The 26,230-nt window shown below is 70.0% G+C and carries 19 protein-coding genes and 1 tRNA gene; 12 read left to right on the forward strand and 8 right to left on the reverse strand.

Translation table 11 applies throughout. The features are described from left to right. Window positions 1–19 precede the first annotated feature (19 nt). The 6 genes from bchZ to MKK84_RS11015 form a co-directional block, all read right to left on the reverse strand. Entirely contained in the window at window positions 20–1,486 is a 1,467-nt protein-coding gene (gene bchZ / locus MKK84_RS10990; RefSeq protein ID WP_243919613.1) for a chlorophyllide a reductase subunit Z, read from the reverse strand. After that, window positions 1,486–3,015, reverse strand: a complete 1,530-nt coding sequence (gene bchY / locus MKK84_RS10995; RefSeq protein WP_243919614.1) for a chlorophyllide a reductase subunit Y — start codon at window positions 3,013–3,015, stop codon at window positions 1,486–1,488. Before bchY ends, bchZ begins: the two co-directional genes overlap by 1 nt. Before the next feature lie 5 nt (window positions 3,016–3,020). Next, window positions 3,021–4,025 (reverse strand): chlorophyllide a reductase iron protein subunit X, encoded by a 1,005-nt coding sequence (locus tag MKK84_RS11000; RefSeq protein ID WP_243919616.1) that lies wholly within the window; start codon window positions 4,023–4,025, stop codon window positions 3,021–3,023. Further along, a complete protein-coding gene (bchC, locus tag MKK84_RS11005) occupies window positions 4,022–4,960 on the reverse strand; it encodes a chlorophyll synthesis pathway protein BchC (protein WP_243919617.1) in 939 nt (312 codons plus the stop codon). The genes MKK84_RS11000 and bchC overlap by 4 nt, the downstream gene beginning before the upstream one ends. A 93-nt stretch (window positions 4,961–5,053) precedes the next feature. Further along, window positions 5,054–6,199 (reverse strand): acetylserotonin O-methyltransferase, encoded by a 1,146-nt coding sequence (locus MKK84_RS11010; RefSeq protein ID WP_243919690.1) that lies wholly within the window; start codon window positions 6,197–6,199, stop codon window positions 5,054–5,056. 11 nt (window positions 6,200–6,210) lie between these two features. Beyond that, complete coding sequence (locus MKK84_RS11015) at window positions 6,211–7,080, reverse strand: polyprenyl synthetase family protein (RefSeq protein WP_243919618.1); 870 nt, start codon at window positions 7,078–7,080, stop codon at window positions 6,211–6,213. A gap of 87 nt (window positions 7,081–7,167) precedes the next feature. On the opposite strand from MKK84_RS11015, the gene crtD reads away from it, so the two are divergent. The 10 genes from crtD to MKK84_RS11065 all read left to right on the forward strand — a co-directional run bounded on the left by crtD (window position 7,168) and on the right by MKK84_RS11065 (window position 21,449). Next, window positions 7,168–8,721, forward strand: coding sequence for a 1-hydroxycarotenoid 3,4-desaturase CrtD (gene crtD / locus MKK84_RS11020; RefSeq protein ID WP_243919622.1), 1,554 nt, complete (start codon window positions 7,168–7,170; stop codon window positions 8,719–8,721). Further along, window positions 8,718–9,614 carry a carotenoid 1,2-hydratase gene (locus MKK84_RS11025; RefSeq protein ID WP_243919624.1) on the forward strand — a complete coding sequence of 299 codons (897 nt, stop codon included), beginning with the start codon at window positions 8,718–8,720 and terminating at the stop codon, window positions 9,612–9,614. The genes crtD and MKK84_RS11025 overlap by 4 nt, the downstream gene beginning before the upstream one ends. A 160-nt stretch (window positions 9,615–9,774) precedes the next feature. Further along, window positions 9,775–11,013 carry a glycosyltransferase family protein gene (locus tag MKK84_RS11030; RefSeq protein WP_243919626.1) on the forward strand — a complete coding sequence of 413 codons (1,239 nt, stop codon included), beginning with the start codon at window positions 9,775–9,777 and terminating at the stop codon, window positions 11,011–11,013. Continuing rightward, complete coding sequence (locus MKK84_RS11035; protein ID WP_243919628.1) at window positions 11,010–12,290, forward strand: glycosyltransferase family 4 protein; 1,281 nt, start codon at window positions 11,010–11,012, stop codon at window positions 12,288–12,290. The genes MKK84_RS11030 and MKK84_RS11035 overlap by 4 nt, the downstream gene beginning before the upstream one ends. Next, window positions 12,278–14,428, forward strand: coding sequence for a glycosyltransferase (locus tag MKK84_RS11040; protein ID WP_243919629.1), 2,151 nt, complete (start codon window positions 12,278–12,280; stop codon window positions 14,426–14,428). Before MKK84_RS11035 ends, MKK84_RS11040 begins: the two co-directional genes overlap by 13 nt. After that, entirely contained in the window at window positions 14,425–16,266 is a 1,842-nt protein-coding gene (locus MKK84_RS11045) for an ABC transporter ATP-binding protein (protein WP_243919631.1), read from the forward strand. Before MKK84_RS11040 ends, MKK84_RS11045 begins: the two co-directional genes overlap by 4 nt. Continuing rightward, window positions 16,263–17,132: a hypothetical protein gene (locus MKK84_RS11050; RefSeq protein ID WP_243919632.1), complete on the forward strand. Its 870-nt coding sequence runs from the start codon at window positions 16,263–16,265 to the stop codon at window positions 17,130–17,132. Before MKK84_RS11045 ends, MKK84_RS11050 begins: the two co-directional genes overlap by 4 nt. Window positions 17,133–17,401: 269 nt before the next feature. Next, window positions 17,402–19,291 carry an ABC transporter substrate-binding protein gene (locus MKK84_RS11055; RefSeq protein WP_243919692.1) on the forward strand — a complete coding sequence of 630 codons (1,890 nt, stop codon included), beginning with the start codon at window positions 17,402–17,404 and terminating at the stop codon, window positions 19,289–19,291. Then, a complete protein-coding gene (locus tag MKK84_RS11060) occupies window positions 19,288–20,304 on the forward strand; it encodes an ABC transporter permease (RefSeq protein WP_243919633.1) in 1,017 nt (338 codons plus the stop codon). The genes MKK84_RS11055 and MKK84_RS11060 overlap by 4 nt, the downstream gene beginning before the upstream one ends. Continuing rightward, window positions 20,301–21,449, forward strand: coding sequence for an ABC transporter permease (locus MKK84_RS11065; RefSeq protein WP_243919637.1), 1,149 nt, complete (start codon window positions 20,301–20,303; stop codon window positions 21,447–21,449). Before MKK84_RS11060 ends, MKK84_RS11065 begins: the two co-directional genes overlap by 4 nt. Window positions 21,450–21,468: 19 nt before the next feature. Here the strand turns inward: MKK84_RS11065 and MKK84_RS11070 are convergent, their stop codons facing one another. Together MKK84_RS11070 and MKK84_RS11075 are read right to left on the reverse strand one after the other, a co-directional pair. After that, complete coding sequence (locus tag MKK84_RS11070; RefSeq protein WP_243919640.1) at window positions 21,469–23,643, reverse strand: sensor histidine kinase; 2,175 nt, start codon at window positions 23,641–23,643, stop codon at window positions 21,469–21,471. Window positions 23,644–23,740: 97 nt separating this feature from the next. Then, a complete protein-coding gene (locus MKK84_RS11075) occupies window positions 23,741–24,082 on the reverse strand; it encodes a SelT/SelW/SelH family protein (protein ID WP_243919693.1) in 342 nt (113 codons plus the stop codon). Window positions 24,083–24,446: 364 nt separating this feature from the next. Here MKK84_RS11075 and MKK84_RS11080 point away from each other — a divergent pair. Beyond that, a tRNA-Val gene (locus MKK84_RS11080) sits at window positions 24,447–24,521 on the forward strand. A gap of 141 nt (window positions 24,522–24,662) precedes the next feature. Next, window positions 24,663–26,195, forward strand: coding sequence for an acyl-CoA carboxylase subunit beta (locus MKK84_RS11085; RefSeq protein ID WP_243919642.1), 1,533 nt, complete (start codon window positions 24,663–24,665; stop codon window positions 26,193–26,195). Window positions 26,196–26,230 lie beyond the last annotated feature (35 nt).

Below are 26,230 nucleotides of genomic sequence, written 5' to 3' on the forward strand. Positions count from 1 at the left end.
GGGGACAGGGGAAGCTGGGTCACGCCGGGATCCCCCCGGCGAAATCGGCACGGGCGCGCGCCACATGGGCGGGCGCCACGGCATCGGATTCGGCATCGCGGGCGGCGCGCTCGGCGGCGTCGCGCAGGCGTTTGGCGGCGGAGATGCGCGCCAGGACCGGTTGCGCCTCGACCAGGGCGTCGAGCGCCTGCCGGGCGGCTTCGTCCCAGGGCAACTCGCGGTGGAGCCGCGCCGGGGTGGCCTCGACCTTATCCATGTCGCGGGCGAGCGGCAGGATGTGGAAGAGCGTGTCGAACAGGGCGTTGCAGACTTCCTGGACGAGGTAAGTCGCGCCCGCGTAGCCCATGAACGGCGTACCGGTGTGCCGCCGGATGATCGCGCCGGGGAACGAGGCCGGGATGTAGGTCGCCCGTGCACCGCACTCGGCGAGGTACATCCGCTCGTTGAACGAGCCGAACAGCACCAGGGGCGGCTTGGCGGCGATCGCCGCCCGGACCGCGGCGTTGTCGGGCTTGTGCCCGGCCGAGCGGCCGAATGCGAAATGGCAGGGCAGGCCCATCTCGTCTTCGAGGAAGTGGCGCACGCCCCGCGCGTAGGTCTCGGTGGCGACGATGCCGAAGCTCGCCGTGCCGAAGAAATCCTGCGTCACCGAGCGCCAGAGGTCCCAGATCGGCTTGATCGTGGTGTGGCGCTCGCGCTCGATGAACGGCTCGGGATCGAGCCCGAGGATCGCACCCAGCGAGCGCAGGAACTTGGTGGTCGAGAGCACGCCGATCGGCGCCTGCAAGTAGGGCCGCTCCAGATCCTCGCAGAGCAGGCGGCCGAACTCGCGGTAGAGGCAGATATTGGCGTCGGCGTTGACGAGCTTGGGCACATCCGCGAGGTGCGAGCCAAGTGGGAAGGTGAGGTTCACCTCGGCGCCGATTCCTTCGACCAGCCGCCGGATCTCGGCGAGGTCGGAGGGCATGTTGAAGGTGCCGTAGGCCGGGCCGATCAGGTTGACCCGCGGCTTCTCGCCGGGCTTCTTCTCCGGCCGGGCCGGGATGCCCTTCTTGGCGAATTTCTTGGCGCCGTATTCCTGCCAGAGCCAGCGCATCGCCCGGTCGGCGGCCTGCCACTGGTCCTCGTCGATGGTGCGGGGCAGGAAGCGCTGGAGGCCGGTGCCCTCGGGCGTCACGCCGCCGCCGATCATCTCGGCGATAGAGCCGGTCACCACGACGCTGGGCTGGCCCGGATCGAGGGTGGCGTGGGCGCGCTTCATGGCGCCTTCCGTGCCGTGCCGGCCGAGTTCTTCCTCGGCGAGGCCGGTGACGACGATCGGCAGTTCATGGGGCGGCAGGGCGTCGGTGTAGTGCAGCACCGAGGTGACCGGCAGGTTCTCGCAGCCCACCGGGCCGTCGATGACGACCTGCAGGCCCTTGATCGCCGTGAAGACGTAGACCGCGCCCCAGTATCCGCCGGCCCTGTCGTGATCGAGGATGAGCATCAGGCCATCTCCCCGATCGGCTTCTTGGGGCCTTCGATCTTCGGTCCCTGGCGCTTCTGCGGAACGTCCTGCCAGACGCCGGCGGCGTGACCGGTACCGACGCCCTCGAAGAATTCGCGCATCGCGTCGAACCGCGGCTTGTTGCCGAGCGCCGCGTTGATGACGGTGGCGAGCGAGCCCGCGCCGGCAGCACCCATCAGCGGGCGCGCCGAGATCAGGTTGGTGAAGTAGAGCGCCGGAGTCGCCCGCTCCTTGGCGTGCTGCACCACCGGCGTGGTGCCGATGGCGAGATCCGGCTTGAGCGAGTCGAGGGCGTAGAGGTCGTCCTCGAGCGAGGCCCGGTAGCGCACCTCGGTGCCGCGGGATTCGAGCCAGTCGCGATCGGCCTCGGACCAAGGCGTGCGCGGGCAGGCGGTACCCACATACGGGACCTCGGCGCCGCTCTCGACGAGGAGGCGAGCCACCAGCAATTCCGAGCCCTCGTAGCCCGAGAGCGTGATCCGGCCCTTGATCGGCATGGCGGCGAGCGCGCCGCGGATCCCGGGGAGGATCCGGTTCTTGGCCGCCTCGACGGTGGCGCGGGCGACACCGCAGGCCTCGCCGATCCGGTCCAGCCAATCGGCGGTGCCGTCGACACCCACCGGGGCCGAGCCGACGATCGGGCGGCCGGCCGCCTCGAATTCACGGATCGAGGCCGTATAGAAGGGGTGGATCGCCGCCACCGCGGCACAATCCAGGGCGGCGTAGAGCTCGCGCCACTCGCGGGTCGGCACCACCGGCCCGGCGGAAAGGCCCAAAGGCTCCAGAAGCGCGCCGATCACCACCGGATCAGCCGGGAAGACCTCGCCCAGCAGCGCCACGCTCGGGCGCTCGGACCGGCCGCCGCGGGGGGCGGCCACCGGACCCTGCTCGGCCTCATTGCGGGCGACCTTCAGCATGGCGCCGGCCAGCACGTCCTTGGCCTCGGCATGGGTCGGGACGCCGAAGCCCGGCACGTCGATCCCGATCACCCGGACGCCGTCGATCTGCTTCGGCAGCAGCCGCAGCGGGACGCCGGAGGCAGTTGGAACGCACAGGTTGATGACGACGACGGCGTCGTAATCCTCAGGCTTGGCGGTGGCGAAGACCGCCTCGCGGATGTCCTCGAACAGCTTGCCGGTGACCAGCGTCTCGGAATTGAACGGTACGTAGCCGACGCTGCGCCGGGCGCCGTAGAAATGCGACGTGAAGGTCAGACCGTAGACGCAGCAGGCCGAGCCCGACAGGATCGTGGCGGTCCGGCGCATGCGCAGGCCGACCCGGAGCGAGCCGAAAGCCGGGCACATGCTCTGCGGCTGATCGTGCGGGCCCTGCGGATAATCCTCGCGGAGCTGCGCCAGGGTCTCGGACATGCCGGCGGCTTCCGCGGCCGCCACCATCGCGTCCTTGCCGGCGTGGCAGCCGAGGCCGTCGCCCTTGGTGGCGGCGAGGTCGAGGTTGGCCGGAGCCTTGCGGGCCCGCAGATCGGCGATGTCGAGGGAGACGGCCATGCGCGTCAGACCTCGTCGTACACGACTTCGAGGGACGGCTTGGACACGTGGGCGACGCCGCACATGTCCTCGTGGGTCGCCGGGACCAGCACCACGTCGCGGCCGGTGACGTCGCTGGAGAACAGGCCGAGCAGACCGTCCTGCGTGAGCGGCGTCGGCTGGTGCGGCGCGGCGGTGGCGACGTTGGCGGCGAGATCGGAGAACAGGCTGCCCCAGCGGCTCTCCGGCCGGCCAATGATCTCGTAATTGGCGCTCTTGCGGCGGATGTCGTCGTCGGCCGGGATCGAGGCCAGGACCGGGATGCCGGCGGCGTCCGCGAAGGCCTGGGCCTCGCCGGTGCCGTCATCCTTGTTGATCACCAGGCCGCCGACACCGACGTTGCCGCCGAGCTTGCGGAAATATTCGACCGCCGAGCAGACGTTGTTGGCGACGTAGAGCGATTGCAGGTCGTTCGAGCCGACGACGATGACCTTCTGGCACATGTCCCGGGCGATCGGCAGGCCGAAGCCGCCGCAGACCACGTCACCCAGGAAGTCGAGCAGGACGAAGTCGAAGCCCCATTCGTGGAAGCCGAGCTTCTCCAGCAGCTCGAAGCCGTGAATGATGCCGCGTCCGCCGCAGCCGCGCCCGACCTCCGGACCGCCGAGTTCCATGGCGTAAACGCCGTCGCGCTTGAAGCACACATCGCCGATCGCGACCGCCTCGCCGGCGAGCTTCTTCTTGGTCGAGGTCTCGATGATGGTCGGGCAGGCCTTGCCGCCGAACAGCAGCGAGGTCGTGTCGCTCTTCGGGTCGCAGCCGATCAGCAGGACCTTCTTGCCCTGCTGGGCCATCATGTAGCTGAGATTGGCCAGCGTGAACGACTTGCCGATGCCGCCCTTGCCGTAGATCGCGATGATCTGCGTCTCTTTCTTCACCGGCGCGGTCGCGACCGCATCCGGTTCGATCGCCGCTTCGGCGCGGAGCTGGGTCGCTTGATCGAGGGCAGCCTTATCGAGCTGAACGTTCACGCGGCGTCCCTCCAATCGAGGATCATTTTCAGGCAGGCCGGGTCGGTGAAGGCGGTGCGGTAGGCAGCCTCGGCCTCGGTGGCAGCCACGCGGTGCGTGATCAGCCCGTCGAGGGAGAGGCGTCCGCCGTCGATCAGGGCCGTGACGGCCGCCAGATCCGCCGGCTTGAATTCGGCGGAGATCCGGATCCGGGCCTCGCGCATGAAGGCGGGCGGGAAGGCGAAGCTCAGCGGCGCCTCGTAGAACCCGGCGAGCACGATCTCGCCGCCGGGAGCCAGACGGGCGATCAGCGCATCAAGGCCGGAGGCGTCGCCGCTGACATCGGTGATCACCGCGTAGTCGCGCCGGGGATCGCTCTCGGGCGTGAGAACCGTGTAGCCGTGGTCGCCCGCAAGGCGCAGCGGGTTCGTCTCCCACACCGTCGGCGCCGCGCCGGCGACCAGGGTAAGGCGTGCGAGCAGCCGGCCGAGGACGCCGTGCCCGACGATCAGCGGGGTCGCACCGGGCTGGATCCCGCCGAGCGCCCGATAGGCGGTCGCTGCCAGAGCCAGGAGGCAGGCGGTATCGCCCAGCGCCGCATCCACCGGTACGAGCCGAGCGGCCGGCGCGATCAGATGGGAGGCCGCTCCACCGAAGAGGCCGCGCACGGCACCGAAGCAGCGGGCGCCGGGGACGAACACGGTCTGGCCGACCCGGACCGAACCGGCGGCATCGGCCTCCACGACCGTGCCGACGGATTCATAGCCCGGCACCAGGGGGTAGCCCATCCCGGGGAACGGCGGCATGCGCCCTGACCAGAGCAGGCGCTCGGTGCCGGTGCTGATTCCGCTCCAGGTGATCGCGACCACCGCGTCGGACCCGCAGGCAGGCTCCAGCGCGAGCCGCTGGACTGAGAGGTGCTCCGGTCGTTCGAGGATGACGGCCAGCGCATCCATGTCGGAACATTCCACCCTGTTATTTGCGACTCTCGTGGGAACGAAACCGCTGGGTGTCATCCTAGATAGACAGATCTCAGCGTCAAGCGCGACTTACACTCTGGCGCTCGATTTTTGGGCGATGAGCACCCTGGCGAGCAGCGGACGGTGCGTTTTGCGCTCGCGCACGGAGGTGAAGCCCGCAGCGCGGAGCATGGCGTAAAGCTCTTCGGCGCGGCGTGGCCGGCCGGAGCCCATGGCCAGCAGGTAGAGACCGAAATACGCATCCCCGACCGGCTCGGCCCCCGGGGTGCCGGACATCGGCTCGGCCAGAATCAGCCGACCGCCCGGGACCAGGGCCGCATGGGCGGTAACCAGCAGAGCTTGGGCGGGGCGGTCGTCGTGATCGTGGACGATTCGCACCAGCGATATGGCATCGGCGCCCGGCGGCAGCCCGGCATGGAAGTCGCCGCCGCGGCAGGCGATTCGGCCTTCGAGCCCCACGTGCGACAGTCGCGCGGTCGCGCGCTCCGCGACGGCAGGCAGATCGAAGAGCGTCAGGCCGAGATGCCCATGGCGGGCCGCGACCGCTTCGAGGAACGCGCCCTCGCCTCCGCCGACATCCATCAGCTGCCGGGCGCCGGACAGGTCGCAGGCGTCGAGCACGTCTTCGGCGATCATGGCCTGCGAGGCGCCCATCAGCGCGCTGTAGCGGGCATAGGCGTCCGGCTCGGCCGTTTTGCCGGATGCGTAGGGCCAATAGCCCGAAAGCGCGGTTGGCTGGCCCTGACCCCGCAGGAGGCGCACCGGGTCGGCGAGATCGGCGTAGAGGAGCGCGTGGTGCTCGACCATCCCGGCGATCCCGGGGTTTCCGTTGAGGGCGGCACCGAGGTCGGCCAACCCATACCGGTCACCCTTGAGTGCCCGCACCAGTTTCAGCGATTCGGCGGCGCGAAGCAGGCGGCGGGCGTTGTCGGGCGGCAGATCGAGGCGACTCGCCAGCGCATCGAGCGACGCCGGACCCTCGGCCAGGATCGCGAAGAGATCGAGCCGGATGCAGGCGGTCAGAACCTGCGCGTAGACGAAGCCGGCGCACAGGTCGAACAACGCTCGGGTGTTGCGCTGCGCGATGCCGCGGGTCAGCGGAAAGCCCGCGGCCCAGCGCTGAAACCGCGGGTTCGCGACCAGGCGATTGCGCCAGCCAAGCCAGCGCTCGCTCCAGGCCTCCGGGACCGGCGGTGTCGCCCCGGTCCGCGGCAGGGATCCGGCGCTCAGGCTGTCACCGCACGAAGGCTCGCGGGCAGGAAAAGCCGCGCCTGCGCCACGATCTCGGCGGTGAGGGTTGCGGCTCCTGGGCAGTCCGGGATCGCCGCAACGGCTTCGCGGGTCAGTCGGGCGAGGCGATCGAGCGCGCCGCCGGTTCCGAGCAAGACTGCCGCGTTGGGGCGCCCGAGCGTGGCGTCGCGCCCGGCGGGCTTGCCGATCTCCTCCTGGCGGCAAGCGACGTCCCGCAGATCGTCGGCCACCTGATAGGCCTCGCCCAGACACTCGCCGAGTCTGCGCCACGGCTCCGGCTCGGCGCCCGCGGCTGCAGCGCCCGCGACGGTGGCGGCCGCGAACAGCGCGCCGGTCTTGGCCTGCTGATAGTCGCTGAGGCTGACATACGCCTCGGATTCCCACGCCTGCCCGGCGGCAATGCCGGAGGGCGAGCCTGCGGCCCGCCCGAGGAGGCTCACGAGCCGGACGAGCCGCCCCGGATGCGGACCCGCGGCCCGGGCCAGGGTCTCGAAGGCGAGCACGATCAGCGCGTCGCCGGCCAGGACCGCGATCGGTTCGCCGAACGCGACGTGGACCGTGGCTTTCTGCCGGCGCATCGGGGCGTCGTCGAAGCACGGCAGATCGTCGTGGACCAGGGACGCGCAGTGCAGGAGTTCGATGGCCGCCGCCGCAGCGGAAGACCCGGCGGGATCGTCGTCGCCGCAAGCCTGCGCCACGGAGAGGCAGAGCCGGGGTCGGATCCGGTGTCCGCCGGGGAACACGGCGTAGCGGAGCGCCTCGGCCAGCATGGGGGGCGCCCCCGGTGCCTCCGCGTGCGCCACGGCGCGATCCAGCGCCATCTCGATTCGGCGTCCCGACTCCATCGCGGTGCCTCCTTGTTGTGTTGGCTTGTCAGCGACAGGTGTCATTTCTTATTGACACTGCTGGCGCGGCAGATCAATCCCGTTCCGATGCGGAACAGCGGGGCGAGCGTGGCGCAGGAGCGCGTCGTCGTGATCGGGGCCGGGATCGGTGGCTTGGCCGCCGCGCTCCGACTCGCGCAGGCCGGTTTCGCGGTGACCGTCCTGGAACGGGCCGCACAGCCCGGCGGTAAGATGCGCAGCGTTCCGGTCGGGGGCCGCGCCGTCGAGGCCGGGCCGACCGTCTTCACCATGCGGTGGGTGTTCGAGGAGCTGTTCGCCGAGTGTGGGGCGAACTTTGGCGAACGGGTGGCGCTGAGCCCGGCAGACCTCCTCGCCCGGCACGCCTGGAGTCGCGACGAACGTCTCGATCTCTTCGCCGATATCGAAGCCTCGGCGGCGGCCATCGCGGCCTTTGCCGGACCCCGCGAGGCGGACGGCTACCGCCGATTCTGTGCCCGGTCCGCGGAGGTCTACCGCACGCTCGAAGGCCCGTTCATCCGCGACGGGCGGACCAGCCCTGCGGGCCTCGCCCAGCGCGTCGGCCTATCGGGGATCGGCGATCTCTGGCGGATCCAGCCCTTCGCCACCCTGTGGTCGGCGCTCGGCAGCTTCTTCCGCGATCCGCGGCTGCTGCAACTCTTCGGCCGTTATGCCACCTATTGCGGCGCCTCGCCGTTCAGCGCGCCGGCGACCCTGATGCTCGTCGCCCATGTCGAGCAGGCGGGCGTCTGGACCGTGGCGGGGGGCCTGAGCGCCCTGGCGCAATCGGTGGCGGATCTCACCGCGGAGCGGGGCGCCACGTTCCGCTACGGCGCCCATGTCGAGCGGATCGTCACCGAAGGCGGGACGGTCAGCGGCGTCGTTCTGGCCGGCGGCGAACGCATCGCGGCGGACTTGGTCGTCTGCAACGCCGACTGCGCCGCCCTTGGCGCCGGCCTGCTCGGGGCCGATGCGGCGCCGGCCGGGGCGCGGCTGGCGCCGGCCGAGCGCTCGCTGTCGGCCGTGACCTTCTGCGCGGTGGCGGAGCCCCGGGGCTTCCCCCTCGCGCATCACTCGGTGTTCTTCTCGCGGGACTACCGGGCCGAGTTCGACACGATCCTGCGCCGACGCCGCCTGCCCGACGACCCCACGGTCTACGTCTGCGCGCAGGACCGATCGGAGTCCGGCCTCGTGCCAGCGGGACCCGAGCGCCTGCTCCTCCTCGTCAATGCCCCGGCGGATGGCCGGGAACGCCCGCCCACGCCGCCGGAGATCGAAACATGCGCGAAGAACATGCTGCGCCGGCTGGAGGCCTGCGGGCTTCAGCTGGATCTGGCGTCGCCCGTGACGACGACGCCCCGGGAGTTCGAAGCCCTGTTTCCGGGGACGGGGGGGGCGCTCTACGGACGGTCGGCGCAGGGCTGGGCGGCGACGTTCAAGCGGGCCGGCGCCCGTACGGCGATCCCGGGGCTCTATCTGGCGGGGGGCTCGGTCCATCCGGGGCCGGGCGTGCCGATGGCGGCGCAGTCCGGCCGGCTGGCGGCGGCGGCGATCTTGGACGACCGCGATTCGACGGCCCGGTCGCGCGGGGCGGCTACGCGTGGTGGTACGTCGATGCGGTGAGCGACGACGGCCGACAGGGCCTCACGATCATCGCGTTCATCGGCAGCGTGTTCTCACCCTACTATGCCTGGAGCGCCGAACGGGACCCGTTCGCGCATTGCGCCATGAACGTCGTGCTCTATGGCGAGCGCAGCCGTTTCGCCATGACGGAGCGCCGCGCCGACAGCCTCTCGCGGGACGCCGACCAAATCGCCATCGGGCCGAGCGCCATGCACTGGGACGGCACGGCGCTGACCGTTCGGATCGACGAGCGCGGGTCGCCCCTGCCCCATCGGCTGCGCGGCACGGTCCGGCTGGAGCCGCCGGGCTTCACCGCCGGCCCGTTCCACCTCGATCGCGCCGGACGCCATCGTTGGTGGCCGATGGCCCCGTCCTCGCGGGTCGAAGTCGCGTTCGATCAACCCGGACTGCGCTGGACGGGCACCGCCTATTTCGACACCAACGACGGCGACGAGGCTCTGGAGGATGCGTTCACCCGCTGGACGTGGTGCCGGGCCGACCTGCCGGACGGCGCCGCGATCCTGTACGACGTGCAGCACCGGGATGGCGGCGGCCAGAACCTGTCGCTGCGCTTCAACCGGGACGGCAGCCGCCGCGAGATCCGCCCGCCGACGGAAGCACGCCTGCCGCCGACGCGCCTCTGGCGGATGAACCGCGAGACCCGCAGCGACGACGGCCGCGCCCGCGTCCTCACCACCTACGAGAACACGCCGTTCTACGCCCGCTCCCTGCTGGCCTCGACGCTCGGCGGCGAGCCGGTGCGCGCGATGCACGAGAGCCTGTCGCTCGACCGGTTCCGCAACCCGCTCGTGCGGTTGATGCTGCCGTTCCGGATGCCGAGACCGCCGATCCGGCCGGTCGACCCAGGATCGCGTCCCATCGGGCGCACGTAACGCCGGACGACGCGAAGGTTCAGCGGCGAACGGATCGGGTCACTCACCTGCAACGACACTGGTGCCACGCCGTGCGACGGCGCTGTTTACCGTCCGGCCCCGCTTGTGCGAGAGGGCGTCGGCTGCGATCCTCGCGCCTTCAACTGAGGCGGTCACCGGAATGCGAGAGGACGAGGCGTCATCGGGCCCACGCGTTCTCATCTACAGCCACGACACGTTCGGGCTCGGCCATCTGCGCCGTTCACGGGCGATCGCCAACGCGATCGTGTCGGGTGACGTCCGGGCCCGGGCGGTGATCGTGTCGGGGTCGCCGGTGATCGACCGCTTCGCTTTCGCGCCCGGCGTGCGGACGGTCCGGCTGCCCCCGGTCGTCAAGTTCCTCGACGGGGGCTATGGCAGCCGCGACGCCGCCGTGCCCCTCGATCGGACGGTGGCGTTGCGGACCGACATCATCACCCGCACCTGCGCGGCTTTCGCGCCCGACATGATCGTCGTCGACAAGGAGCCGGCCGGCTTCCACGGGGAGTTGCTGCCGACCCTCGAATGGGCCTTCGAGCGGGGGATCCGTCTGGTTCTCGGCCTGCGCGACGTGCTGGACGAAGCCGACCGCCTCGTTCCCGAATGGGAGCGCAAGGGTGCGGTCGACACGATGGCGCGCTTCTATGACGAGATCTGGGTGTATGGTCTGAGCCGCATCCACGCGCCCCTGGCGGCGCTGCCGATGGAGGCTGAGACCGCCACGCGGATTGCCGAGCGGTTGACCTATACGGGCTATCTGCGCCGCGACTTGCCGGAGCGGCGGCCCGGACGCGCGGAGCCCGCCATGGCGAAGGGGCCGTTCATCCTCGTCACAGCGGGCGGCGGCGGGGACGGAGCCGCGCTGACCGACTGGGTCATCGCCGCCTACGAGGCCGATTCCGGCATCCCCCTGCCTGCGCTCATCGCCTTCGGCCCGTTCCTGGATGACGCGGCCCGCAGCGGTTTCGACGCACGCATCCGCGGGCTCGACGGGCGGGTCTCCGCGATCACCTTCGACAGCGAGATCGAGTTCCTGATGAGCAAGGCGGCCGGCGTGGTCGCCATGGGCGGCTACAACACGTTCTGCGAGATCCTGTCGTTTGATCGCCGGGCGATCCTCGTGCCGCGCACCGAGCCGCGCCGGGAGCAGGCGATCCGCGCGCTGGCGGCCGAAGGCCTGGGGCTCGTCCGTGTCCTGATGGAGGAAGACGGGCGGGAGCCGGAGCGCATGGCGGCCGCGTTGCGCGCACTGCCGGACCAGACCGAACCCTCGCGAGTCCTGGTCCCGGGCCTGCTCGGCGGGCTCGAAGCCGTGGCGCGCCGGGTCCGGGCGCTTGCCGGTTCAGGCGTTGGGCACCACCGCGTGCGGGCCTACTCGTGACCGAGCGGCGGATCGCCGTGGTCCTGAAGGGCTATCCACGGCTGTCCGAAACCTTCATCGCCCAGGAGATCCTGGCCCTGGAGCGGCGTGGGTTGCCTCTGGAAATCTGGTCGCTCCGTCGACCGACCGACCGGTTCCACCACCCGATGCACGCGCAGATCCGCGCGCCGGTCTCCTACCTGCCCGAATACCTGCACACGGCGCCGCTGCGCGTGCTCCGCGGCGCCATGGCCGCGCTGCGGCGGCCGCGCCTGCCCACGCTCCTGGCGCTCTTCGCCCGCGATTTCCGGCGCGACCCGACGGCCTCGCGCCTGCGCCGCTTCGGCCAGGCGCTGGTGCTGGCCCGGGAGCTGCCCGCCGCCGTCGGGCATATCCATGTGCATTTCCTGCACACGCCCGCCAGCGTCGCCCGCTACGCCGCCCTGCTGACGGGGCGCGGCTGGAGCTTCTCCGCCCACGCCAAGGACATCTGGACCACGCCGGACTGGGAGCTGACCGAGAAGCTGCACGACGCCCGCTGGGGCGTGACCTGCACCCGCGACGGCCAGAGGCGCCTCGACGGGCTGGCACCGGGGCGGACCTTGCTCGCCTATCACGGGCTCGATCTCGAGCGCTTTCCCCCGGCACCGGACCGGAATGACCGGCGCGACGGCACCGACGCGGCCAAGCCGCTGCGGCTCCTCTGCGTCGGGCGACTCGTGGCCAAGAAAGGGCACAACGACCTGATCGCCGCCCTCGCCGGCCTGCCTGCAACCCTGCATTGGCAGCTCGACCTGATCGGCGGCGGTGAGTTGCGCGGCGCGCTCGAAGCGGACGTGCGCGAACGGGGCCTCGCCGGACGGGTGAACTTCCGCGGCGCCCTGGCCCAACCCGAGGTGATCGCGGCGATGCGCGCGGCCGATCTGTTCGTGCTGCCGACCAAGCCAGGCCCCGGCGGCGACCGTGACGGTTTGCCGAACGTCTTGATGGAGGCCGCCAGCCAGGCCCTTCCGATCCTCGCGACGGCCTTCGGCGGCACGCCGGAATTCATCGCCGACGAGGTCCATGGCATTCTGGTCCAGCCCGGCAAGCCTGCGGCCCTGATCGCGGCCCTGATCCGTCTGGCGGGGGATCCGGACCTCAGACTCCGCCTCGGCGCGGCGGCGCGCGCCCGGCTGGTCGAGGATTTCTCGGAGGAGAGTGCCGTATCGCTGATCGCCGGCCGGCTGCGGGGTTCGGCCGGAGCGGGCGCATCCGCGATCGACAGCGCCCCGGAGGGCTCGCCGTGCGCGTCCTGATCGCGGTCACGCATCTCCTCGGCGCCGGGCATCTCACCCGCGCCGCCGCCCTGGCCCGGTCGTTCGTGGCGGCCGGTCACGAGGTGATGCTGATCTCCGGCGGGGTCCCGGCTCCCCTGGTGCGCCTCGATGGGGTGCGGCTCGTCCAATTGCCGGCGTTACGCATCGTCGGCACCGCGTTCGCGACGCTGTTGAAGCCCGACGGGGAGCCCGCGGATGCGGCGTGGTTAGCGCACCGCCGCAGGCTGATGATCGAAGCGCTGGAGACCTTCGCGCCCGATGCCGTGCTGACCGAGCTGTTCCCCTTCGGCCGGCGGGCCCTGGCGGCGGAGTACATGGCGCTGGTCGAGGCGGCACATGCCCGGGTGCCCCGTCCCCTGGTGCTCGCCTCCGTGCGCGATATCCTCGTCGCCACCACGCGGCCGGAGCGGATCGCGCAGGCCCATGCCCGCGTCGCCACCCTCTACGATGCCGTGTTGGTCCACGGCGATCCGGCGCTGGTGCCGCTCGAAGCCTCCTGGCCGCTCGACGCCGCGACGGCCGGCACGCTGCGCTATACGGGCTATGTGGACGAGGGGACGCGCCCCGTACCGGCTGCGGAACGTGCCGGAATCCTGGTCGCCGCGGGATCCGGACCGGCCGGGCTACTTTTGCTGCGCATCGCCGCCGACGCGGCCCGGCAGCGGCCGGATCTCGGCTGGCGGATCCTGGCCGGCCACGGCGTACCGGACTCCGCCCTGCGGGAAATCGGACTTGGACTTCCGGATGGTGTCCTCGGCCGTGCCCGGGCGGATTACCGGACCCTGCTGACCGGTGCCGCCGTGTCGGTCAGCCAATGCGGCTACAACACCGCGACCGATCTTCTCGCGACGGGGACGCCCGCTGTCCTCGTCCCGTTCGAGGCGGGTGGCGAGACCGAGCAACGCCTGCGCGCGGAGCATCTCGCCGCGCACGGCCTCGCCCGGGTCCTGCCGGAGGCGGAATTGAGCACCCCGGCGCTGCTTCAGGCGGTGGACGCGCAGCGTGCGGCGCCCCGGCCCGGTTCGCATGGGTTCGATCTCAGCGGGGCCGCGCGCTCTGTCGAAATCGTCGTGGCGCTTCATGCGGACCGCCGCGGTGGACGCCGCGTCCCTGCCGCTGACACGATCTCCGCGGCTGCGGATGGCGATTCCGCGCAGACGAGCCTGATCCAGCAGAAGCGTGACGGCCGAGCATCATCGGATAGCGCGGGTGCGACGCGCCCCCTCTCCCGTGCGGGAGAGGGTTGGGGTGAGGGACGAGAAGGTCCAGGATCGAGCATGGACGTGACGCGCAGTGAGGCCGCGCCTCACCTGGCTGCGCATTCGTCCTGGCGCATGCTGCATCAGGCCCTCGACGCAGCCAGCGCCTGCGGCCGCACCATTCCGTTTCTCTGGCGCGACGACGATGCGGTCACGGCGACGCCCGCACTCGACCGGCTGCTTGTACTGGCCGAGGCGCACAACGCCCCGCTCCTGCTCGCTGCCATCCCAGCCGGTATCGAGCCGACCCTGGGGCGTCGCCTCAAAACGGCGCCGGAGGTCACCGTCGCGGTCCACGGCCTCGCGCACCGCAACCACGCACCGCTCGGCACGAAGGCCGCGGAATTCGGCCCTGGTCGACCGCTCTCTGCCCTTGTGGCGGATGCGGCCGCCGGGCTCCGGATCGCGCGGGCGCGCGTAGCGGAGTTCCAGCTGCTCCCGGTCTTCGTTCCGCCCTGGAACCGCCTCGCGCCGGCGCTGGCCTCCGCCCTTCCGGAGCTCGGCTATCGCGGCCTGTCGGCCATCCCGGGGGCGCCGATCCCCGGTCTCCGCCGCATCGACGCCACGCTCGATCCGATCGACTGGCGCGGCTCGCGCTCCCTGCGCGACATCGAGACGATGCTCACCGCCCTCGCCGACGACATCACGCAGAGACCCGAACGCCCGATCGTCCTGCTGACCCACCATCTAGGGCAGGATGCAGCTGTCTGGAGCTTTATTGAGCAGCTGCTTGTCGTGCTCCTCAAGCATCCGGCGATCGAGAGGCTGCATCCGCGGCGTGCTTTCGACAGTGCCGCAATGGACAGGCGGGGTACGCCGCCCCATCATCCGGGTCTCCAGAGCGCGGGGACCGTTTGAGCGCACTTCTGTCCATCCGCGATCTTGCCGTCGCGTTCCGAGCCGAGCCGAAACCGTTCGAGGCGCTGCACGGCCTGTCCCTCGACGTGAAGCGCGGGCGGACCCTGGCGCTCGTCGGCGAATCCGGCTCGGGCAAGTCGGTGACCGCGCAGGCGATCCTGCGCATCCTCCCGCCCTCCGCCGCCATCACCCGCGGCCAGATCCTGTTCCGCGACGGCGGCTCGGATGTCGACATCGCGCGGCTTCCCTCCGAGGGCCCGGCGATGCGGGCGATCCGCGGCCAGCGCATCGCGATGATCTTTCAGGAGCCGATGACCTGCCTCTCGCCGCTCCACACGATCGGGGACCAGATCGGCGAGGCCCTGCGCATCCACACCGGCGCCGACCGGCGGGAGGCCGATGCGCGCACGCAGGAGGCCCTCGCCCGCGTGGGCTTTCCGGATCCGCAGCGCGCCCTTCGCACCTATCCGTTCGAGCTGTCGGGCGGCCTGCGTCAGCGCGCGATGATCGCCATGGCGCTGATCCTGAAGCCGGCGCTGCTGGTCGCCGATGAGCCGACCACGGCGCTCGACGTCACCACCCAGGCTCAGATCCTCGCCCTGCTGACCCGGCTCCAGGAGGAGACCGGGATGGCGATCCTGCTGATCACCCACGATCTTGGGGTCGTCGCCAACGTCGCCCACGACGTGGCGGTGCTCTATCGCGGGCGGCTGGTCGAATCCGGCCCGCGCGAGGCGGTGATGCGTGCCCCCGGCCACGCCTATCTGCGGGCGCTGCTTCACGCCGTGCCCCGGTTCGACATGGCGCCGGGCGAGCGCCTGACCCCGATCCGCCCGGCGAAGGCCGAGATCCCGCCGGTGCAGGCACGCGCGCCGCTGGCCGGGCCGATCCTTCAGGTCGAGCGGGTGAGCAAGACCTTCACGCTGCGCTCCGGCCGAATCTGGCAGAAGCCGCGGTACGTCCACGCCGTCTCCGATGTGTCGCTCAGCCTCTCGGCGGGCCAGACGCTCGGCCTCGTCGGCGAATCGGGATCGGGCAAGACGACGGTCTCGAAGATGATCATGCGGGCGCTCGCGCCCGATTCCGGCCGGATCCTGTTCGACGACGGCGCCGGCCCGCGGGACGTCCACGCCTTGAGCGGCAACGCCCTGTTCGCCTACCGGCGCACGGTCCAGTTCGTGTTTCAGGACCCCTACGCCTCCCTCGATCCGCGCATGACCGTGCGCCAGATCCTGTGCGAGCCGATGGAGATCCACGGCGTCCCGGGCGCGGAGCGCAAGGATCGGTGCCGCGCCCTGATGGCCATGGTCGGCCTGGAGCCGAACGGCCTCAACCGCTACCCGCACGCCTTCTCGGGCGGGCAGCGCCAGCGCATCGGCATCGCCCGGGCGCTGGCCGTGCAGCCGCGGCTCCTCGTGCTCGACGAGCCGGTCTCGGCGCTCGACGTGTCGGTGCAGGCGCAGATCCTGAACCTGCTCAAGGATCTCCAGGCGGCTTTGGGGCTGTCCTACCTGATCGTTTCTCACAACCTGGCGGTGATCGACTATATGGCTGACACGATCAGCGTGATGTGCCGGGGGCGGATCGTCGAGGAGGCCCCCCGGGCCGCCCTGTTCCGCCAGCCGGTCCATCCCTACACGCAGGCGCTGCTGGCCGCCGTGCCCGATCCGAGCCTGGATCACCCGCTCGATTTCGCGGCCGTGGCGTCCGACCGGAACGATCCGACGCGCTGGGAGGCGCCCTATCGGCTGAAGCCCGAGGAGGCGGGCACGATGCGCGCCATCGAGGCCGGCCACCGTGTCCGCTTCGGCGGTGCGGCCGAAGCGGTGGCCGCATGAGCCAGATGCGTCCCCCGGTCGTGTTGGAACGCCTGCGCCGGAAGGTGCTCGGCCCTCTGTTCGACCGGCTCGGCTACGACCTCGTGCCCGCCGCCCCCGATTGGAGCCACCGGCCGACCTCCGCGCGCGAGGTGGCGACGCTGCTCGAATCGGCGGCCGTGATCCTGGAGCGCGACCTCGCGGCGGCCGGGCTGACGCCCGACGGCGCCGTCCTCGATCAGGTCCGCACCTTCTGGTCGCTGATCCCGACCGCGCCCGTCCGTCAGCGGCGGGGCGGCAGCGGCTTCAACGGGGCGCTGCAGCTTTACGTGGCGATGCGGGCCCTGAGACCCGCCTTCGTCATCGAATCGGGGGTGTTCCGCGGGCTGACCACCTGGGTAATCCGGCAGGCCTGCCCGGAGGCCCGGATCTTCTGCCACGATCCCGATCTGTCCGGGCTTCAATACCGCGACCCACAGGCCCGCTACAGCACCGCCGACTGGTCGACCGCCGATTGGTCGATGCTCGACCCGGCCTCCACGGTGGCGTTCTTCGACGACCACGTCGCGCAGGGGCGTCGGGTCGTGGAGGCGCAGGCCCGCGGCCTGACCCGCCTGCTGTTCGACGACGACGCGGCCGGCCACCGGATCCACGCCCATGGCGGCCCCGCGCACCCGACCATCGCGATGATCACCGGCCCCGAGCTCAGCCCGGAGCCGATCCGCTGGACCCGCAACGGACGCCAGTTCGAGCAACCGGCGGATGATGCGCTGGTGAGGCAGGCGGCGAGCCTGATCGTCCGGTCCCACGCTTTCGATGACCTGCATCGGGCCACCGGCTACTCGCCGGCGCGGCTGACCGCGGTGACGTTGCGGGGTGGGCCATGAGCTGGTCGGACATCCACGCTGACGACACGGCTTCAGGCACGGACGCGAGTCCCCTCTCCCGTCCGGGTGAGGGACAGGGTGAGGGATCAGGTCTTTCAGGACCAGGCGCGCCCTGTCGGCGCATCGATCGCGTGCTCCATCCGGAGAGTTCTCGTCCCTCACTCCAACCCTCTCCCGCACGGGAGAGGGGGCCGGTCGCGCTCGATGATTCGCGTCGGTGCGTACCGGAGACGCTCAAAGGATCAAGCTTCGATGGGCGACGGTACGATATCGTCTCCCGCCGCGCCCTCCTCGCCGGCCTCGGCGCCACACTCGTCTGGTCGCGCGCGCCGCTCACAGCCTTCGCCGACACCCCGCCGGCCGAAGCCCCTGCCCCACCGACCGCCCCCCTGGTGGTCGATCTCGCCGCCCATGACCGGCGGCTCGGCACGGCCGGTGGTACGATCCGGACCCTGATCGCCAAGGCGCGGGACGTCCGCTACCTCTCGGTCTACGGCTACACGCGCCTGGTCGGCTACGATGCCGACCTGAACCTCCGGCCGGACGTGCTGGAGCGCGTCGATGTCGAGGGCGGGCGCTTCACCTTCACCCTCCGCAAGGGCCATCGCTGGTCGGACGGGCATCCGTTCACCACCGAGGATTTCCGCTACTACTGGGAGGACATCGCCAACGAGAAGGCGCTGAGTCCGGACGGGCCGCCGGCCTTCTTCCGGATCGAGGGCAAGCTGCCCCAGGTCGAGGTGGTGGATCCGGTCACGATCCGCTTCAGCTGGGACCGGCCGAACCCGCTGTTCCTGCCCGCCCTGGCGGCGCCGCGGGATCCGCTGATCTACCGCCCGTCGCACTATCTCAAGCCGGTCCATGCCCGCTACATCGGGCAGGAGGCCGCCGACGCGAAGGCCAAGGCGCTCAAACTCCGCAGCTGGGCCGCCCTGCACAACCGCATGGACGACAATTACGAGCTCAGCAATCCGGACTGCCCGACCCTGCAGGGCTGGGTGCCGCGGACCCGCTCACCCGCCACGCGGTTCCGCTTCGAGCGCAACCGAAGCTACCACCGGGTCGACCCGGCCGGCACCCAGCTGCCCTATGTCGATGCGATCGTCATGGACGTGGCCTCGCAGGGTCTGCTGGTCGCCAAGACCAATGCCGGCGAGGCGGACCTGATGTTCCGCGGCCTGTCGATGCCCGACATCCCGAGCCTCAAGGAGGGCGAGGCGACGCACCGCTACCGCACCAACCTGTGGCCGGTGGCGCGCGGCTCGGAATTCGCCCTGTACCCAAACATGACCACCCACGATCCGGTCTGGCGCCAGCTCAACCGCGACGTGCGCTACCGCCATGCCCTGTCGCTGGCGATCGACCGACGGACGCTCAACAACACGCTGCTGTTCGGGCTCGGCACCGAGGGCAACGACACGATCGTGTCGGACAGCCCGCTGTTCGAGCCGGAGATGCGGAGCCTCAACGCCGGCTACGACCCGGCCGCGGCCGCCAAGCTTTTGGACACCCTTGGGCTGACCGGCCGGGACGGTTCCGGTACCCGTCTCCTGCCCGACGGGCGCCCGCTGGAGATCGTCGTGGAGAGCGACGGCGAGGCCGAGATGGTGCTCGACGCGCTGCTGCTCATCACCGAGTTCTGGCGCGAGGTCGGGATCCGTCTGGTTACCAAGCCGCAGGAGCGCACCAACCTGCACCGGCGCTCCATCGCCGGCATGACCGTGATGGTGGCCGCCCAAGGGCTCGACCTCGCGGTCCCGACCGCGATCATGCCGCCGACCGAGCTGAGCCCGGCGCAGCCGGAGCATTATTCCTGGCCGCTCTGGAGCATGAACGTCGAGAGCCGCGGCAAGAGCGGGGAACCCTGCGACATCCCGGAGGTGCAGCGCCTGATCGAGCTCGACCGCCAGTGGCGCGACACCGACGATGTGGCCAAACAGGCCGCGATCTGGCGCGAGATGCTGATGAACCACGCGCACAACACCTGGGTGATCGGCACCGTGGCGGGGGCGCTGCAGCCCGTGGTGGGCGCCGATCGCCTGGTCAATTTGCCGAAGCGCGCCCTCTATTCCTGGGATCCCACGGCCCTGATCGGCGTGCAGCGCCTCGACGAGCTGTTCTGGGATCAGACCGCCGACAAGCGCGTGGAGGCTCGGTGATCACCGTCATCCTCCGCCGCATCCTCACCATGGCGGCGACGCTACTGGTGATTTCGGCGCTCGTCTTCATCATCATCAAGCTGCCGCCGGGCGATTATCTTTCCAACAGAATCATGGAATTGCGCGCCACCGGCGACGCGACTTCGGTGGCGAAGGCCGAATTGCTGATCCAGCAATACGGGCTCGATCGGCCGGTCTGGCAGCAGTACCTGATGTGGATCGGAGTCATGCCCGGTTCGGTGGGCTTCTCGGGGCTGCTCCAGGGCGATTGGGGCTGGTCGTTCGAGTACGACAAGCCGGTGGCGGACGTCGTCGGCGACGCCCTGTGGCTGACGCTGCTGATCAACCTGACCGCGGTCGTGTTCGTCCACCTCGTGGCAATTCCGGCCGCGATCTACTCGGCAACGCACCGCAACACGTTCGGCGACGCGGTGGTGACCCTGCTGGGCTATGTCGGCCTCGCTGTGCCCGGCTTCCTGCTGGCGCTGATCCTGCTGTTCTATGCCAATCGCTGGTTCGGCCTGTCGATCGGCGGCCTCTACGATTCGGCGCTCACCAGCCAGCCCTGGACCTGGGAGAAGATCCGCTCGCTGCTGGGCCATCTGGTCGTGCCGACCCTGGTGATCGGGCTCGGCGGGACGGCGGCGATGATCCGGCGCATGCGCGCCAACCTGCTGGACGAGCTTGCCAAACCCTACACGGTCACCGCCCGCGCCAAGGGCCTGCCGCCCCTGAAGGCCCTGCTGAAATATCCGTTCCGGATGTCGCTGAACCCGTTCGTGGCAGATATCGGCAATCTGCTGCCGCATCTCGTCTCCGGCTCGGTGCTGGTCTCGCTGGTGCTGAGCCTTCCGACGGTCGGTCCGCTGCTCCTCGAAGCCCTACGCAGCCAGGATCAGTTCATGGCCGGCTTCATCCTGATGTTCGTCGCTTCCCTCACGCTCGTCGGGATGCTGATCTCCGACCTGACTCTGGTCTGGCTCGATCCGCGCATCCGCATGGGGCTGCGATGACGGACGCGATCCCCGCCGACCGCCACTTCGTCGACCCGGCGCCCTTCGAGCCGGATGCCGGTCCTGAAGGCCTCGCTAAGAGCGCCTCAGCATGGCGGCTGATCGTCCGAAAATTCCTGCGTCATCGCCTCGCGGTGGCTTCGGCCGTGATCCTGCTGGCGCTCTACGCGATCGTGCCGTTCGTCGAAGTGCTGGCACCCTACGGTCAGGCTCGGCGCAACGGCGACTTCCTGTACGCACCGCCCCAGGGCGTCCACCTGTTCCATGAGGGCCGGTTCGTCGGGCCGTTCGTTTATCCTTACCGGGCGCATCTCGACCTCGCCACGTTCCGCCGGGACTACAAGGTCGATACGGCGGCCCCGCAGCCGCTGCGCTTCCTGTGCCGGGGCGACGGGTACGACTGGCTCGGGCTTGTCCATACCGACCTGCACGTCGTCTGCCCGCCGGAGAACGGCACCCTGTTCCTGCTCGGCACCGACAAGTTGGGACGCGACCTGTTCTCCCGCCTGATTTACGGGGCGCGGATCTCGCTCACGATCGGCCTCGTCGGCGTGGCGATCTCCTTCGCGCTGGGGCTCTTCTTCGGCGGCATCGCGGGCTATTTCGGCGGCATCGTCGATGCCGGGGTGCAGCGGCTGATCGAGGTTGTGCGCTCCCTGCCCGAATTGCCGCTCTGGCTCGCGCTCTCGGCGGCCCTGCCGCCGAACTGGAGCCCGCTCCTGATCTTCTTCGGCATCACGGTGATTCTGGGACTTCTTGACTGGCCCGGCCTCGCCCGGGCGGTGCGTGGCAAGCTCCTGGCCCTGCGGGAGGAGGATTTCGTCCAGGCCGCGGAGCTGATGGGCGCCTCGCCGACTCGGGTGATCGGCCGGCACCTCATCCCGAACTTCATGAGCCACCTGATCGCCTCGGCGACCCTGTCGATCCCCACCATGATCCTCGGCGAGACCGCCCTCTCCTTCCTGGGGCTCGGCTTGCGACCGCCGGTGACGAGTTGGGGCGTGCTTCTCAACGAGGCGCAGAATCTGGCGGCCGTGCAGCTCTATCCATGGCTGCTCGCGCCGGTACTGCCGGTGCTGGTGACGGTGCTGGCCTTCAACTTCCTGGGCGATGGGCTGCGAGACGCGGCCGATCCGTATCATTGAAGGTGCGGGGTCGCCGCCCTCACCCCGCCAACGGCAGCGGCGCAATCCGCGCCGGCGCAGCGGCGCCTTTGCGCTCTAGCAGGCCCGGCGGCGGCACGGGCGCCTCGATGGTGCAGACCACGCCGGACGGCTCGTAGTTCAGCGTCACCGCGCCGGCCAGTTCGCGAGCCAAGCTGCGCTCGATCAGCCGTGAGCCGAAGCCTGTGCGGGTCGGCTTCTTGACCGGTGGCCCGCCGCGTTCCGACCAGCGGAGGTACAGAAGCGTCTCGTCTTCGCGCCGAACCGTCCACGCAATGTCCACCATGCCGCCATCGGCCGAGAGCGCGCCGTACTTCACCGCGTTGGTGCCCAGTTCGTGCAGCGCCATGGCGATCGACAGGGCGAGCCGCGGTGCCAGCCGCAGGGGCGGTCCGGTGACCCGGAACCGCGAGGCGCGGCCATCGCCGGATTCAAGCGGCCGGATCGCGTCCGCCACCACCGCCGACAGTTCGGCGCCTTCCCAACTCTCGCGGGTGAGCACGTCGTGGACCCGGGCCAGTGCCAGCAAACGCGCCTCGAAGGCGGCACGCGCGGCATCGGCCTCCGCGCCTTCGAGCCCGCGCAGGGACTGCACGGCGATCGACTGAACCGTGGCCAGGGTGTTCTTCACCCGGTGATTGAGTTCGTGGATCAGGAGCAGCAGGTGCTCCTCGGCGTTCTTGGCGTCGGTGATGTCGATGTTGCAGCCGGTATAGCCGAGGAAGTTTTGATCGTCGTCGAGGCGTGGCACGCCCTCGCAGCGCAGCCAGCGCGCGATCCGATCCCGGTCGAGCACGCGCACCTCGAGGCGGAACGGCACCCGCGCGTCGAACGCCTCCGAGAAGGCTGCGCGAAACGCTTCGAGATCATCCGGATGGATGATCCGCGCCCAACCCTCTTCGGCGAGTCTCGCCGCCCTGATCCCGAACATGTGCTCGAAATGCAGATTGGCGAAGCTCACCGCGCCGGTCTCGTCCGTCATCCAGATCAGGGCCGGCGCCGAATCGGCCATGTGTCGAAACCGGGCTTCGCTCTCGCTGAGCGCCGTCAGGCCCCGCCGCGTCTCGGCCAGCGCAAGGTCGCGCTCCTCCTCGCGGGTGCGCAGCCGGAGCGAGGCCTCGGACAGGACGAGGGCAAGGCGCTGGATCTCGTGGACCGGCGAGGAGATGCGCGGAATCGCCTCCCCGCGTGCCAGCGCGGGCCCTGTGGCCGCCAGCAGCCTCAGCGGGCGGGAAACCCGCGACCACAGATTCACGGCCAGCAGTGAGGACGTCGCGAGCACCAACAGGCCGAAACCCGCGAAGGCCCAGACCCAGCGGCGGACGCGTGCATCGACCAGAGCCTGGGGGATACTGGTGGCGACCATCCAGCCGGTGAGACGAGAGCGGGCCTCGATCACCACGACCGGCTTGTGCTGTCGGTCCTGGCCCTCCCAGACCCCCGGTGTCGCGGATTGGACCTGCCGGAGGCTCGCGAGCCGCGGACGGCCCACCACCGCATCGGGATCGGGCAGGCGCGCCAGCACGATGCCGTTGCGGTCGCTGATGCCCGTCGTCCAGCCCGGCACGACCTCACGCGACAGGATGCCCTGAAGGCGGGACAGCGGGACGGTGAAGCTCAGGATGTATCCGACTTCACCGTCGATCATCACGGGCACGCCGACCGCGTAGGACGCTTCGTTCGCGGAGGGACCCGGCACGAAGCCGCTCACCATGGCGCGCTGCGTGCCCTTCGACAGCTCCTGATCGAAGGGCAGCGCCACGACCGGCAGCGGCGCACCACGCGGCACGCCGGTATTGACCATCTCCTGGCCGTTCGGCCGCCTGAGCAGGACATCGAGATCGATGGACTCGCGAACGAGCCGGGCCTGCGCATCGAAGGCTTCGAAATCGCCCTGGCGAATCCGCGGCGACGTGGCGAGCGTCTGTAGCACCGAGACGAGACCCGCCGTATCGCGATCCAGCGACAGGCCGATGCCGCGCACGTTCTCACGCGCATCCTGCTCGAAGCGCGCCCGTTCGGCCGACGCGTAGCGCATCAACAGAATGCCGGTGAACAGGAGGCCCGGCCCGATCAGTGCCACGACGAGGGCGATCAGATAGACCTGCGTCGAGAAGCCGTTGCCGGCGAAACGGTGAAGCCGCCGCGACAGCCAAGACCGGCGTGCGGGGATCACCGCCGGGACGTCGCCGCCCCCGGCTTGCCGCTCCGGCCTCAAGCGGGGCCCGCCCCCGGCCTGCGGTGCCCCGCGGGCTCCTCGCCGTTCCCTCGCCTCATGGCCGGTCGATATGGCCGAGATCGCGCGCCGGGTCGAGGTGGTCTCGCACCCGCTGTTTAAGCGCCTTCACGTCGGGGAAGCCGCCATCGCGCACCCGCTCCCACACCAAAGCCGTGCCGATCTCGATCCGGAACGCGCCGCCTGAGGCCGGGATCAACGCGACCTCCCCGAGATCGTCGCGGAAGGTGGAAAGAAGCTCCTGCGCCATCCAGGCGGACCGCAGCAGCCAGTTGCATTGCGTGCAGTAGGTGATCGCCACGCGCGGGCGTTGCGCCCGGCCCGCGCTGTCCGACGTCACGTCGCTACCGGGATTCACGCCCGCTGGCTCCTCGTGCATCCCCGCACAGCGCACCGGGGCGGCGAACTTGTCAACCATGGGACGCGGAAGAACCTGCGCCGTCGGCGTTGCCGGGGCGGTGTCGGTGTTGTCGTGAGCGGCCTACGCGTCATGGGTATCGTGACAGGTTCTGCACGTTTCACGGGTTTGAATAGATAGTGGCTAGGACGAGGGTCACCTTTTCTGGACGCAGTGGCGAGCGCTGGCTCAAAGCTCGCTCTCTCCGATCGATTGCGGCCACCGGTCATGCGCAAGAACATCGCGAACCGCGCTTGACGTTCCGGCCCACCGCGCCCTAGAAGGCCCGCCACCGGTTCGCGGCGCTGGAGAGGCGCGGCCGACACGTCTGCCTTGACGCCGGTACGGACGGTTAGCACAGCGGTAGTGCGTTCCCTTCACACGGGAAAGGTCGCAGGTTCGATCCCTGCACCGTCCACCATCTCCCCCCAAAGCTCTGACAAACATGTCGGTTTGCCACCCGTAAGGCCCGTGCTAAGGCCGGATCATCGGCGAATGCACAAGCTTGGACCCGGCCCGAACCGGGTCGCAGGTTACCGGCAGGGGAAGGGCGGAAACAGCGATGAAGGATATCCTCGACAAGCTCGAAGAGCGCCGGGCGCAGGCTCGTCTCGGCGGTGGTGAGAGGCGCGTCGAGGCGCAGCACAAACGTGGCAAGCTCACCGCCCGGGAGCGCATCGACCTCCTCCTCGACCATGGGTCGTTCGAGGAATTCGACATGTTCGTGCAGCACCGCTCCACGGATTTTGGCATGGAAAGCCAGAAGATCCCGGGCGACGGCGTGGTGACCGGCTGGGGCACGATCAACGGCCGGACCGTCTTCCTGTTCTCCAAGGACTTCACGGTGTTCGGCGGCTCCCTGTCGGAGGCGCACGCGCAGAAGATCGTGAAGGTCCAGGACATGGCGCTGAAGATGCGCGCCCCGATCATCGGCATCTTCGATGCCGGCGGCGCACGCATCCAGGAGGGTGTCGCGGCGCTCGGCGGCTACGGCGAGGTGTTCCGCCGCAACGTCATGGCCTCCGGCGTCATTCCGCAGATCTCGGTGATCATGGGCCCGTGCGCGGGTGGCGACGTCTATTCGCCGGCCATGACCGACTTCATCTTCATGGTCCGCGACACGAGCTACATGTTCGTCACCGGCCCCGACGTGGTGAAGACCGTGACCAACGAGGTCGTGACCGCCGAGGAACTCGGTGGCGCCAAGGTCCACACCACCAAGTCGTCGATCGCGGACGGCTCGTTCGAAAACGACGTGGAGGCGATCCTCCAGATCCGCCGCCTGCTCGACTTCCTGCCGGCCAACAACATCGACGGCGTGCCGGAACTCACGAGCTTCGACGATGTCGAACGGCTCGATTCGTCCCTCGACACGCTGATCCCCGACAACCCGAACAAGCCCTACGACATGGGCGAGCTGATCCGTCGCGTTGTGGACGAGGGCGACTTCTTCGAGATCCAGGCGACCTACGCGCGCAACATCATCACCGGCTTCGGTCGGATCGAGGGTCGGACGGTCGGCTTCGTGGCCAACCAGCCCCTGGTCCTGGCGGGCGTGCTCGATTCGGATGCTTCGCGGAAGGCCGCGCGCTTCGTACGCTACTGCGATGCCTTCGGCATCCCGATCGTCACCTTCGTGGACGTGCCGGGCTTCCTGCCGGGCACCGCGCAGGAATATGGCGGCCTGATCAAGCACGGCGCCAAGCTACTCTTCGCCTACTCGCAGGCGACCGTGCCGCTGGTGACGATCATCACCCGCAAGGCGTTCGGCGGGGCCTACGACGTCATGGCCTCGAAACATGTCGGCGCGGACCTCAACTACGCGTGGCCGACCGCCCAGATCGCCGTGATGGGCGCCAAGGGAGCGGTAGAGATCATCTTCCGCAGCGAGTTGGGAAATCCCGAGAAGATCGCGGCCCGGACCGGCGAGTACGAGGATCGGTTCCTGTCGCCATTCGTGGCGGCCGAGCGCGGCTACATCGACGAAGTGATCATGCCGCATTCGACCCGGCGCCGGATCGCCCGGGCGCTCGGCATGCTGCGCACCAAGAAGATGGAGCAGCCCTGGAAGAAGCACGACAACATCCCGCTCTGAGGCGGGACGGCGAGCCGGCGGCGCGTGCCGTCGGC

The sequence above is a fragment of the Methylobacterium sp. E-065 genome (assembly GCF_022829605.1).
Taxonomy (GTDB): Bacteria; Pseudomonadota; Alphaproteobacteria; order Rhizobiales; family Beijerinckiaceae; genus Methylobacterium.

Coding starts and splice junctions, on each gene's coding strand:
- bchZ (WP_243919613.1), bottom strand. CDS start 1,486: ATGCTCATCCTCGATCACGACAGGGCCGGCGGATACTGGGGCGCGGTC.
- bchY (WP_243919614.1), bottom strand. CDS start 3,015: ATGGCCGTCTCCCTCGACATCGCCGATCTGCGGGCCCGCAAGGCTCCG.
- bchC (WP_243919617.1), bottom strand. CDS start 4,960: ATGGATGCGCTGGCCGTCATCCTCGAACGACCGGAGCACCTCTCAGTC.
- MKK84_RS11015 (WP_243919618.1), bottom strand. CDS start 7,080: ATGGAGTCGGGACGCCGAATCGAGATGGCGCTGGATCGCGCCGTGGCG.
- crtD (WP_243919622.1), top strand. CDS start 7,168: ATGCGGAACAGCGGGGCGAGCGTGGCGCAGGAGCGCGTCGTCGTGATC.
- MKK84_RS11030 (WP_243919626.1), top strand. CDS start 9,775: ATGCGAGAGGACGAGGCGTCATCGGGCCCACGCGTTCTCATCTACAGC.
- MKK84_RS11050 (WP_243919632.1), top strand. CDS start 16,263: ATGAGCCAGATGCGTCCCCCGGTCGTGTTGGAACGCCTGCGCCGGAAG.
- MKK84_RS11065 (WP_243919637.1), top strand. CDS start 20,301: ATGACGGACGCGATCCCCGCCGACCGCCACTTCGTCGACCCGGCGCCC.
- MKK84_RS11075 (WP_243919693.1), bottom strand. CDS start 24,082: ATGCACGAGGAGCCAGCGGGCGTGAATCCCGGTAGCGACGTGACGTCG.
- MKK84_RS11085 (WP_243919642.1), top strand. CDS start 24,663: ATGAAGGATATCCTCGACAAGCTCGAAGAGCGCCGGGCGCAGGCTCGT.